General features: G+C 57.1%; 9 protein-coding genes and 1 pseudogene. 4 read left to right on the plus strand and 6 right to left on the minus strand.

Features of this window, described 5'->3' with window-relative positions; translation table 11 throughout:
• Window positions 1-88: 88 nt before the first annotated feature.
• The 5 genes from V6C16_RS04035 to V6C16_RS04055 form a co-directional block, all read right to left on the minus strand.
• Window positions 89-1,168 (minus strand): ABC transporter substrate-binding protein, encoded by a 1,080-nt coding sequence (locus tag V6C16_RS04035; protein WP_333542791.1) that lies wholly within the window; start codon window positions 1,166-1,168, stop codon window positions 89-91.
• Entirely contained in the window at window positions 1,153-1,920 is a 768-nt protein-coding gene (locus V6C16_RS04040) for a class I SAM-dependent methyltransferase (RefSeq protein WP_333535708.1), read from the minus strand. Before V6C16_RS04040 ends, V6C16_RS04035 begins: the two co-directional genes overlap by 16 nt.
• On the minus strand, window positions 1,908-4,115 hold the full coding sequence (locus V6C16_RS04045; protein ID WP_333535709.1) for a TonB-dependent receptor plug domain-containing protein: 2,208 nt from the start codon (window positions 4,113-4,115) through the stop codon (window positions 1,908-1,910). The genes V6C16_RS04040 and V6C16_RS04045 overlap by 13 nt, the downstream gene beginning before the upstream one ends.
• 128 nt (window positions 4,116-4,243) lie before the next feature.
• Entirely contained in the window at window positions 4,244-4,780 is a 537-nt protein-coding gene (locus tag V6C16_RS04050; protein ID WP_333535710.1) for an FmdE family protein, read from the minus strand.
• Between the two features lie 653 nt (window positions 4,781-5,433).
• On the minus strand, window positions 5,434-6,534 hold the full coding sequence (locus V6C16_RS04055; RefSeq protein WP_333535711.1) for a DUF362 domain-containing protein: 1,101 nt from the start codon (window positions 6,532-6,534) through the stop codon (window positions 5,434-5,436).
• A gap of 214 nt (window positions 6,535-6,748) precedes the next feature.
• On the opposite strand from V6C16_RS04055, the gene upp reads away from it, so the two are divergent.
• The 3 genes from upp (at window position 6,749) to V6C16_RS04070 (ending at window position 9,401) form a co-directional block, all read left to right on the plus strand.
• The gene (gene upp, locus V6C16_RS04060; protein ID WP_333535712.1) at window positions 6,749-7,375 is read left to right on the plus strand and encodes a uracil phosphoribosyltransferase; all 627 of its coding nucleotides are present in this window, start codon (window positions 6,749-6,751) and stop codon (window positions 7,373-7,375) included.
• 219 nt (window positions 7,376-7,594) lie between these two features.
• On the plus strand, window positions 7,595-8,854 hold the full coding sequence (locus V6C16_RS04065; protein WP_333535714.1) for a uracil-xanthine permease family protein: 1,260 nt from the start codon (window positions 7,595-7,597) through the stop codon (window positions 8,852-8,854).
• A 382-nt stretch (window positions 8,855-9,236) separates the two neighbouring features.
• A complete protein-coding gene (locus V6C16_RS04070; RefSeq protein ID WP_333535715.1) occupies window positions 9,237-9,401 on the plus strand; it encodes a chaperone protein in 165 nt (54 codons plus the stop codon).
• Between the two features lie 327 nt (window positions 9,402-9,728).
• Here V6C16_RS04070 and V6C16_RS04075 read toward each other — a convergent pair whose 3' ends face one another.
• On the minus strand, window positions 9,729-10,439 hold the full coding sequence (locus V6C16_RS04075; protein WP_333535716.1) for a hypothetical protein: 711 nt from the start codon (window positions 10,437-10,439) through the stop codon (window positions 9,729-9,731).
• 180 nt (window positions 10,440-10,619) lie between these two features.
• On the opposite strand from V6C16_RS04075, the pseudogene V6C16_RS04080 reads away from it, so the two are divergent.
• Window positions 10,620-10,991: pseudogene (locus V6C16_RS04080) on the plus strand (biotin/lipoyl-binding protein); the annotation flags it as partial.

The raw sequence follows: 10,991 nt of genomic DNA on the forward strand, positions 1-10,991 counted from the left end.
CGCTCTTCCGATCTAATGCCCGTTCCGGCTGTCGCAAGGCGCGTGAGCGTGAGGCTGTGCGGCAGCGGAGCCGCTGCCGGGTAGCTCCTTATGGGGCATAGTCCAGCCCCTGACTGGTCAGTTGCATCCTGCCCGGCCTGCCGGTGACGCGCGCCATGTCTTCGTAAAGGGGGCAGCCGTTGAAAAGAATAAATATTTCGTCGGCAAGCGCCTCGGGGTCAAGGTCGGCATACCTTTGGGGGTAGGCGGCCTTGGCCATAAAAAAAGCGTTGATATACAGCACTTCGGGATTGTTGAAATAGGCCGTATGCGGCAGCAGCAGCCATGCGTTGCCGCTTGTCAGCGCCGTGAGCCGCTCGTAGTAGGCCCGCTCGCTGCCCAGCCCCTGGCGTATGAGCGGCAGGCCGTTACCGTCAATAAAAATCAGGGGCGGGTTGGCCGCCAGCAGAAATTCCTTGTTGATGAAGAAATGGCCGGTCCGGCCCATGCCGTCGGCCATGTTTTTCACGCCTGACAGTGTGAAGGGCATGAATTCGGCGGCCGTGCTTTTGATATCCTGGTTGCCCCTGTAGGAAAGCCCGCCCACATAGGCCCGCGCCTCTTCTCCTTCCGCCGGGGCAGGCAGACGCGAGGCCAGGGCGCGAACGCCGCTGACCACTTCTGCGGCCCGTTCCTGCTTGCCCAGAATGTTTCCGGCAAGAATGATGGAACCGAGAAAGACCTCACTGTCGAAAGCGGGCAGGCCCTGGCTCAGGGCAACGACAGGAACGCGCAGTTTGCGCTGGAGCAGGTCCGGCTCCGCCGGGTCGGTGGAAATGATGAAGACCACATCCGGGGCAAGACCCACGATGCGTTCGTAATCCGGCACGCGCACGGCTCCGGCTTTGCCGACGACGGGCAGGTTTTTGAAGCGTTCCCGGTTGCAGAGCACATAGGGCTTGGCGATGACGGTCTTGTCGATGTCTTCCACGCCCACGATTTTATCCTGCGCGCCAAGATAGGTCACAAAGGCCATGCTGCTGCCAAGGGCCACCATGCGCCTGATGTTTTCCGGTTCCGGCACTTCCACGACGCGGCCCAGGGCGTCGGTGACGGAGCGCGCCCCGGCAGGGGCCGCGCCCGTCAGCAACGCCAGAGCCAGCACAAGCAGGCTCAGCGCTTTTGCCATATGATCATCTCGATAACATAGTCTGTGCGTTCAACGTATTGGCCGTTTTCGTCCCGGAAGTTCTCCACATGAGCCGCCACAAAATCCGGGTCCGGTTCCGCGCCGTAGTCACGCAGGGTAGTGACGCAGGTGTCCACCAGTTCTTCCCGGCTTTTCGCCACCACCCACTGGCCTTTGACCGGTATGGCCGTATACGGCACACCCCTGGCCTCCAGCCATGCGCGCATATCCTGGGCATTGTTGAAAATTTTTGGAGCAATGCCGTAGTGCTCGTGCAGTCCCTGCATGACGTCGGAAAGCATGCGGTCAGAAAAGCCCATAAAAATCACCTTGTCGGTGGTGTATTGCATGAGTTTTTCCCTGCTCGCATCGCTTTCAATGGCTGGCGTCATGGAGGCGAAAACAATGTCAAAGCGCTCGTCTGTGGAAAAATCGTCCCAGCCGGAGCACACGGTTGCAATATTGTCGATGTGCATGGCGGCGGCGTCTTCGCGCAGCAGGCGCAGCATTTCGTCGGCAACGTCCACGGCGGTGACTGACTGTGCCATGCGCGCCAGGCGCAGGGTATACATGCCGCTGCCGCAGCCCACGTCCAGAACGCGCTTGCCGGTGAAATCCACGCCGTTTTCTGCGGCATGGCGCAGCATGCCCGCCTCGTAATTGCTGTCGCCTTCCTCAAAGCGCGGGAAGGTACGCGAACGGGCGTTCCAGTATTCACGCTGCTTTTGCTGCTTTTCGTTTACAGTTCCCATTTGATGCTGACTCCCGCGTTGAATCCCAGTGCCGGGTAGCCCCAGGCTTCTTCATACTGGGTATTGGTTATATTGTCCGCATAGGCTTCAAGGGTCAGGTGTTCGTCCACCTTGTAACTGAGGCTTGCACCAAGGGTGGCGTAGTCGTGCAGCGTGCCTTTACGCAACTGGGCCGTATTGACGTAATAGCTGCGCTCGCCCACATAGGTCAGCACCGTGTCCAGGGTGAACTGTTCATTGATTTTCCAGATGGTTCCCAGGGTTCCTTTCCAGTCGGGGATATACTCCAGCTTTTCCATTACGTTGCCCGGATCGGCGGGGTCGTTGGACTTTTTGCTGTCCTGTCTGGTCACGGCGGCTTTTACCGTCAGGCAGTCCAGCACGTCATAGCTGCCGCTCAGCGTGGCTCCGTATATTTCTGCGTCGATATTGTAGGCGGCCCATGCCTGATAGCTTTGCGGACGGTTTACGTATACGGGCTTGTGAACGATATAGTCCTGAATGTTATAGTAAAAGCCGGAAAGCTTGAGAAAGCCCTTGCCACCGAAGCTGTACTTGTAGGCCGCGTCGATGCCGCGTGCCGTTTCGGGCTTGATGTCCTTGCCCACAAGATAGGGCACATTGACGGTATTGTCCCGTGAGGATGCCTGCGAGTTCCAGTACAGTTCGGGAATGGTGGGGGTTCTGTAGTTCTGGTACAGGGCCAGAGAAGCGGACTGGCTTTCCGTAAATTCGTAGGTGAGCATGGCCTTGGGAGAAAGCTGCGCGTTATAAAGATTTTTGTCCTGTCCTTCAGGGCTGTAGCTGAAACTGTCGTAGCGCAGACCCATATCCAGATGCAGGCTGTCGGTAAGGGAAAACTTGTCGGCCAGAAACGCGCCCATCACTGTGGCAGGCCTGCCCGCCTCGGAAGACTCCATCTTGCCGGTCCAGTTGTTGGCTCCGGCCTTGTTATAGTTATCATCCACATATTCCACGGTAATGGGGCCGGGAGTCAGCCGCTTGTATTCCACGCCGGTCATGAGCGCATGGCCGAGAACCGTGGCTCCTGTCTTGAACTTGAAGCCGTAGGTATTGTCTACAATGACGTTGCGGTCCAGTACCAGATCCCCCTTTTTTGTTTTGGACGGATTGAAACTGTCCGGGCCTTTCTTGATCTGCATGCGGGCGTCAATGTCCGCATAGTTTTTTTCGCGGCGGCTTTCGCTGTTTTTGAAACCGGAGACTTCAAAGTAGGCTGTTTCCAGAAATTCCTGCCGGTAGGTAAAGTCCATAAGATGGCGATACTTTGTCCAGTGCGCGCCGTCGCCGATAACGGTCATTGAGGGCGTGGGCGAGCCGCCGGCAAAGCTTTCGCCGCTGGCTGTGGGATAGTTGGAATCTATGGGAGAACCAAAGCCGGGCAGATCCGGATTGGAATCGCTGGTGGGATTGCCGTCGTTTCTGTTGGTGCGGATAAGCCCGCGCCTGGTCTGGCTGTAATTGTAACCCAGGATAAGTTCGGCCTGCCAGGGCAGGTCTATGTAAAGCTTGGGATTAAAGTGAAAGGAGTCATAGTCGTTATTGCGAAAAAAGGGATCGGCGTGCTGATGGCTCAGGCCCACGCTCAGCCCTATGGCGTTGAACTTCTGGGCGTAGCTGCCGCGCACGTTATGAAAGTCGTAAAAGTCTTTCCAGCCGCCCATGGTGGCATAGGCGCTGAAATAGGGCTTTTCGGTGGGGCGGCGGGTATAGGCGTTGATGACGCCGCCAAGGGCGCTGTTGCCGTATTCAACCGAACTGCCGCCCTTGATCACTTCGATCCGCTCGATATTGTCCAGCGGGATGGTCCCGAAGTCGATATAGTTGCCTCCGGACATGCCGGTGGAGCTGATGTTGCGGCCGTCAAGATTGAGCATGATTCTTTTGGATTCCATGCCGCGTATGGAGATGATGTCGCTGCTGTCGCCCATGGCGGCCTTGCGCTTGAAAGATATTTCCGGGTCGCGCACAAGGTAGTCGGCCACGTTATTGCTGCGGTTTTTTTCCACCACGATGGCGGTGGTTCTGTCCAGCTTGTCTTCTTCCAGCTGTCCGGTCACTTTTACCGGGTCCAGAACAAAGACGTCCTGCATGAGATTGTCGGAACCGGCTGCATGGCCTAGGAGGGGAAAGGCCGTCACAGCCAGCAGGCACAGGCAAAGGATGATTTTCATACATACCCTCTGGCAGCGCCTGTGCTGAAGGTTGGTGTCAAGCCGGCGCATGTGATGTTTTTCAAAAAAGTGCTATCACTCGCTGGAAAAAAAGGCTGCGCCGGGCAGCCCGTCTGAAGGTCTCTGGCTTACCAGCGCCGGGGGTAATGGCGGTGACAGTCCAGACAGACTTTTTTGCCGTCTTCAAGACGCAGCATGGGTTCGGCCACACCTTCGCCGCAAATTTCGCAGGGGATTGAAGTAAAAATGCGCGGCCTTTCAGGGGCTTCATAGCTGGGTACAGACGAACTGAACATGTCTTCAAGCGGCATGCTCATGAGGGTTTGCTGCCATTCTTCCCTGCTGGCCTGTTCATTTTTGGTCACACGCAGGCACAGGCGCAGGGCCGTGCCGTTTTCGCGGTCAAAAAAAGAATAGGCCTGCTTGCCGCGCGGGCGCGCAACCAGGTTGCCTTTGCCCGCCGAGCAGCCGAGCAGGCACTGAATGGCGTCTACGCCGCAGGCATCGTTTTCTGTGATGCAAACGAGCTTGCCGTATTGGGCCTGCCCAAGCACGGGGTGGGCCATTACTGCCTCCACGGCGCGCAGGCCGATGACGAGGCCGGGGCAGAGATGCCCGTGAAAGGTTACGGCCTTGTTGAGCCTGTCTGAAGCTGACTGATCCATGATGCCTCCTGCATGGCGGCTCAAACCCTTTCCCATCGGCAGAAATATGGCCGTAACTCTTGGCTGGCCGCAGTTTTGCCGTTTCGTGAAAGGCTGGGACAATGTTGATCCGCCCGGTAGTATTAATTGAAAAATCGTAACACCAAGGCAGAAAACAGGCAAGAAAATACTTATAAGACGTGCGGTTTTGACAAAATTTGTCCTGACCCGGCCTGCTGCCGTTACGCCGCAAATCCGGTGGGCACACAAAAGACAAAGCCGGAATTGCTGTTTGCGGGCAATCCGGCTTCGTCCGTGTAGAGGTGCGGCAACGATGGTCAGGCTGGTCTGCTACAGAGGCATGTTCAGGCACAGGAGGGGCAGGGGCCAGCCCCGGAAACTAGAGCAGTTAACGAATGAAATGACTTAACTGCTCTGCAAGGATTTTCTTGAAAATCCTTGCCACGAAATGCGAGCAGGCAGGCTTTTGCCTGCCGTAAGCAAGCATTTCAAGTGTTAAATGCTCTAGACAGTGTCGTCACGAGATGAATTTCCTTGGTATATCAAGGAGAACGAGCCTTTTATGCAGGGAGTGTACTCTTATGGTACTCGACCGGAATAAAAGGCGAAGTTCGACGCAGAGATACCGGTAAAGGCGCTCGTGACGACACTGTCTACAGTTTGACGAGTTCGTAGGCCCGGTTGCCCAGACCGATGGCTTCACCGTGCCGCAATTGCACGGTTCCGCGCGTATGGGGCCAACGCGCGGTGAAGATGTCCTGCCCCTGCTTTTTTTCCTGCGTGCTGGCGCACAGGCAGGGGGCGTTGTTGACGAGGTCAAGGCACGCCTGATCCAGAGCCACAGGGTCTGAGGATGCCAGAATGCCCACGTCAGGCACAAGCGGCATATCGCTCCAGGCTACGCAGTCGCAGTCCGGTGTCACGTTGAGCACAAAATTGATGTAGCAGACGCGCCTGCTCCTGCCCTTGACCGTGCCGTAGGCGTATTCGGCCATGCGCTCCATAAAGGGTTCCATTTCCGTTGCCCAGTCAATAACAATGGCCTTGGCCGGGCAGACCGTCATGCACTCGAAGCAGCCGATACATCGCGCTGTTTCCACATGGCTTTTGTGGTCGCGCATGCTCAGGGCCTGCTGCGGGCAGGAGCGCACGCATTTGGCGCAGCCGATGCAATCATCTTTGTTTATGCTCACATGGGTGGCGTGCTGTTCCCGCTTGCCCCGCACCGACGCGCCCCCCATTGCCAGATTTTTGACGGCTCCGCCAAAACCGGCCATCTGATGTCCCTTGAAGTGGCTGAGTACAACCATAGCCGGCGCGTTGTGTATTTCGGTGGCGATATGCACGTCTTTGAAGTGTTTGCAGTTGATGCGCACCGGCACGTCGTTGCCGCCGAACAGCCCGTCGGCGATAACGACGGGAGCGCCCGCCACCGTGGGGGCAAAGCCGTTGAGATAGGCTGTGCGCAGGTGGTCGACCGCATTGTGCCTGCTGCCGGAATACAGGGTTGTGGTGTCGGTGAGAAAAGGCTTGCCCCCGACGGCGGCGATTTTGTCCACCACCTGCCGCACCAGGGTGGGGTTCAGGTGGGTGTCGTTGCCGTATTCGCCAAAGTGCAGCTTGACGGCAGCAGGCTCATTTTTTTTGATGATTTTTTTCAGGTTAAGGGCGTCGCACAGGCGGGCCACCTTGGCCATCTTGCTTTCTTCATGTGAGCGGGAGTGTGTATCGGCAAAATATACTTTGGCAGGCATGTTGTCCTCCATATCAGGCTTTTTTATGCTGTAGTCACAGTTTTTTTATGCCTCCTCAGGGCAGTTCCGCAAGCGAAAATCAGGGGCGGGGCCGTGAAAAAATGGCCTGTGGCGCGGCCGGGGCGCTTGACAAGATGTGCGCTCAAGAATAACCTTAATAAGATTTATGTTTCATGAAAACAGAGGGTTAGCTCATGCCCTGCAAGGAGGCTCCATGGCCGTTTATGTTGTAGATCATCCTCTTGTGCGTCACAAGATTGGTATTTTGCGTATGGAATCCACCTCCACCAGTGAATTTCGCAGCGTTTCCAATGAAGTGGCGCGTCTGCTTATCTATGAGGCCACCAAGGGCTTTCGCACTGAAAAGCATACCGTGCAGGGCTGGGCCGGGCCTGTGGAAATTGAAGCCATTTCCGGCAAAAAAGTTACGGTTGTTCCCATTTTGCGCGCCGGTCTCGGCCTGATGGACGGCGTGCTGGACATGATACCCGGGGCCAAGATCAGCGTTGTGGGCCTGTACCGCAATGAGGAAACTCTGGAGCCTGTGGAGTATTACGTCAAGCTTGCCAGCGACATGGATCAGCGCCTCGCCATCATTCTTGACCCCATGCTGGCCACGGGCGGTTCGCTTATCGCGACCATCGAGCTGTTGAAGCGCCACGGCTGCCGCCAGATATGCAGTCTCAACCTTGTCTGCGCTCCTGAGGGCATTGCCAAGGTGGAGGCGGCGCACCCCGATGTGGACATCTATACCGCCGCCATTGACGATCACCTCAATGCGCAGGGCTACATTATTCCCGGTCTTGGCGATGCCGGAGACCGCATTTTCGGAACCAAATAGTACCGTTACAATTGGGGGCAGTTTTTGCGTAAAATTGCTCTGGCGGCTGCGTGGCAGGCGTTTGCTGCGAAGGTGCGAACCTGTTTCAGCCTTGCCGAAAAGCTTTTGTGATGAAAGCCCGGCGGCACGGGCTGCGCGGTCGCGCACCGTGGCAACCGTCTGGAAAGCTTTGGGAACTATGCTCCCAAAGGTAAATGCTCTAGACAATCGAGGCAGGGTATGAGCTCGAACGGCTCGCGGCGGGAATTTGCGCCCACCGACTACAATCTGCGTTTCAGGGACTGCCTGATCGGCGCGCAGATGCTTTTTGTGGCCTTTGGCGCACTGGTGCTGGTGCCCATCCTTACCGGTCTGGACAGCAACGTGGCCCTGTTTACCGCAGGGGTGGGAACGCTGCTTTTTCAGATCTGCACCAAGGGAAAAGTGCCGATTTTTCTGGCATCGTCCTTTGCCTTTATTGCTCCTATCATTTACGGGGTGCAGACCTGGGGCGTCGCGCAGACGCTGGGCGGGCTGGTCTGTTCCGGCTTTGTCTATTTTATTCTCAGCGGCCTTATCCGCTGGCGCGGCATTGAAGTTGTTTTGCGTGTGCTGCCTCCGGTGGTGACCGGCCCTGTCATCATGGTCATCGGCCTTATTCTGGCTCCGGTGGCCGTTAACATGGCTCTGGGAAAAACCGGCGACGGCGCGGTGCAGCTGGTTCCCGAAGAAATGGCCCTGTGGGTTTCCATGACCTCGCTTCTGGTCACGGTGCTGGTTTCGCTGCTGGGCCGGGGCTTTTTACGGCTCATGCCCATATTGTGCGGCATCACGGCGGGCTTTCTGGTTTCGCTCTATCTGGGCCTCGGCGACTGGACAAAGGTTGCGGCTACGCCCTGGATGAGCCTGCCGCAGTTCACCTTTCCGGAATTTGCCTGGGAACCCATACTCTTTATCATGCCCATAACCCTTGCTCCGGCCATTGAGCATTTCGGCGACGTGGTGGCCATAAGCTCCATCACCGGGCGCGACTACCTCAAAGATCCCGGCGTGCATACCACCATGTTCGGCGACGGCGTGGCTACCATGGCCGCAGGCTTTGTGGGCGGGCCACCCTGCACCACCTATGCCGAGGTCATCGGCGCGGTAAGCCTGACCCGCGTTTTCAACCCGGCAGTCATGACCTGGGCGGCCTTGTGCGCCATTCTGCTTTCTTTTGTGTCCAAGATCGGGGCCTTTTTGTCGTCCATTCCCGTTCCCGTCATGGGCGGCATAATGATCCTGCTTTTCGGGGCTATCATGGTGGTCGGGCTGAACACGCTGGTGCGCGCCGGCAAGGACCTGATGGAGCCGAGGAATATGGTTATCGTGGCTCTTATCATTATTTTCGGTGTGGGCGGCATGCAGTTCAGCATCGGTTCTTTCAAACTGGGCGGCATCGGGCTTGCCGCGGTGACGGGTGTGGCCCTCAACCTCTTTTTGCCGCGCAGCCGCAGCTGAGGCTCATGTGCGAAGCCCCTGCGTTGCGGCGACAGCCGGTAAATGTGTAAAAAGGGGCAGGACACGGGATTTCGCAATGTGCGTATCCATGTAAATATTCTTTAACCCGCCGGGCGGCATGGGGCTGCCCGGCGGGTTGTATCTTTTGCGGCAAGCATGCTAGGCTTTCTTCAGGGCCACCGGTCGCCATATGGCTTTTTTGCCCGGCGACGCCAAGAAAAAAACGGTCAGCGCAGGCATATGCGGCCTGAGTATGATTTTTTCTCATGTGCTGCTGAAGCGGTTTTTTTGAAACTGCTCTGATGTTCAGTTTTGTGAATGCGCTGTTGAAACACCGGCTCCTGTTTCAGGGCTGTCATTTAGCCGCAAAAGGAGGCTTCTCATGGCTGATAAAAAAGGTAAAGACGATTATACAACGTGTCCCGCCTGTTCCGGTACGGGAAAAAATCAGGACAATACGCCGTGCTTTGAATGCAATGGCACCGGCAAAAAGCAGAACGCCTGCACCGTGCCCGTGGGCGCCGAAAACAGCGGCGTGTGCGACTAGAGCGGTTTAACTTTGAAAAAGGTGCAGATGCTCTACATCATCTGGCGCTGCACGAATGTGCAGTGCGCCACAGCGTGGCGTGGATTCAGCCGGAAAATGCGATTTTCAGCTGAATGAAAGCTTTGAAATGTGAAGCAGTTCAAAGTTAATCTGCTCCAGATGTAATGTTCCTGAATCTGGTCGATTCAGCAGGGTGCAGCCCAGAGTTGCATGCATCAGGGTTTGCGCACCATAATGAAGAATCCCGGCCTTGGCCGGGGTTCTTCATTATGGCGCAATGGGGCAAGCACCGCCAGTGCGGGACATGCGCTGCGTAGCGCACGGTGCTTACAGGCTGCGCTCTTCAAGGCCGCCGGTGGCTGCGCCTTTTTTGGGCGGTTCGGTCACGGGCTGCAGACCCGGCACCACGTCGTGCACTTCGGTGGGCGGCGCAAGGGGATTGGAGGCGGCCCTTTCAATAATCTTGCTGTCGCGCACAAAGACGGTGCAGGACAGGCCGAAGCACTCATTGATGGCGGCCACGGTTCCCTTGAGCGTTTCCTGATCATTCTGCGGCGGGGGAACCAGAAGGTAATAGGTGCGCGTGCGTCCGCCCATGCGCGGTTCAACGGTGCAGGCCACAATCCACTCGTCCTGCCCGTCGCCGTTCCAGTCCGCAATCGCCACCATGTTGACAGTGACGGTTTGCGTGGCATGCCTGATGCGGAAGCCGTTGTCCCAATGCGTGACGCGGCTGTCGGGCTGCATGGTGGCGGCAAAGGTATTGCCCAGGTAAACGTCGTGGCTTGTCTCTCCGGTCATGAACGAGGGAGAAAGCCGTCGAAAAAGCGTTTCGCCGTAACTTTTATAGCCCGCAAAAGACATGGGGGCCACGTAGGAGCCTTTGTCGTCCAGAAGGTTGCGGGCTTGAAGCTCCTTGGGCATGGCTCGGGCCATGCGAATGAATTGATCTTTTTCCACCACGACCACAGGGCGGGTGGAGCAGCCGAAAAGCAGAACGCCCAGGCAGAGCAGGGCGCAATAACGCGTGATAAGCATGGTGACAATTTTCTCCTGGCGGAGTTTTGACATGAAGCCGGGGTATGCGGCAATGCAGCCTTTGTATGCGTAGGCCGAAGCCTTGTAAAGTGGGTTGCCTTGTCATTCCGGCCGGCATGGTATGGTATCTGCATATTTTTTACAGGCTGTCCCGCTTATGTTTCAAGCCAAGGAAAAACCATGTCCGAAGCCCTGTATATCGAAATGCCCCCGCGAAAAGGCGGCAAAAAATCCCTGTGGCTGCGCCTGCTGCCGTTATGGGCGCTGGTGCTGCTGCTTTTTGGCGGGGCCTGGCTGTGGCTGGTTCAGGGGCGCATAACCAGCGACCGCGCCTTTCTTGACGCCATGGTGCATGTGGTTGCGCCGGAATTTTCCGCACCGGTGGAGGGTTTTTTTGTGCGCGAGGGCGACAGTGTGCGCCGTGGTCAACCCTTGTTGCTGCTGAACGTCCGTGCCTATCAGGATAGACTTGCTGAGGCCGGTCGTGAGGGCGCGGCCCTGCGGGGCATGTCCGGGCAGGCTTCCGGTCCGCCCACTATGGAAGAAGCCGCC

Source organism: Desulfovibrio sp. 1188_IL3213 (assembly GCF_036763145.1).
In the GTDB taxonomy this organism is placed as follows: domain Bacteria; phylum Desulfobacterota; class Desulfovibrionia; order Desulfovibrionales; family Desulfovibrionaceae; genus Desulfovibrio.

What these genes read in the sequence shown, in the direction of transcription:
- V6C16_RS04035 (WP_333542791.1), bottom strand. Translation starts at nt 1,168, where the DNA reads ATGGCAAAAGCGCTGAGCCTGCTTGTGCTGGCTCTGGCGTTGCTGACG.
- V6C16_RS04040 (WP_333535708.1), bottom strand. Translation starts at nt 1,920, where the DNA reads ATGGGAACTGTAAACGAAAAGCAGCAAAAGCAGCGTGAATACTGGAAC.
- V6C16_RS04045 (WP_333535709.1), bottom strand. Translation starts at nt 4,115, where the DNA reads ATGAAAATCATCCTTTGCCTGTGCCTGCTGGCTGTGACGGCCTTTCCC.
- V6C16_RS04050 (WP_333535710.1), bottom strand. Translation starts at nt 4,780, where the DNA reads ATGGATCAGTCAGCTTCAGACAGGCTCAACAAGGCCGTAACCTTTCAC.
- V6C16_RS04055 (WP_333535711.1), bottom strand. Translation starts at nt 6,534, where the DNA reads ATGCCTGCCAAAGTATATTTTGCCGATACACACTCCCGCTCACATGAA.
- upp (WP_333535712.1), top strand. Translation starts at nt 6,749, where the DNA reads ATGGCCGTTTATGTTGTAGATCATCCTCTTGTGCGTCACAAGATTGGT.
- V6C16_RS04065 (WP_333535714.1), top strand. Translation starts at nt 7,595, where the DNA reads ATGAGCTCGAACGGCTCGCGGCGGGAATTTGCGCCCACCGACTACAAT.
- V6C16_RS04070 (WP_333535715.1), top strand. Translation starts at nt 9,237, where the DNA reads ATGGCTGATAAAAAAGGTAAAGACGATTATACAACGTGTCCCGCCTGT.
- V6C16_RS04075 (WP_333535716.1), bottom strand. Translation starts at nt 10,439, where the DNA reads ATGCTTATCACGCGTTATTGCGCCCTGCTCTGCCTGGGCGTTCTGCTT.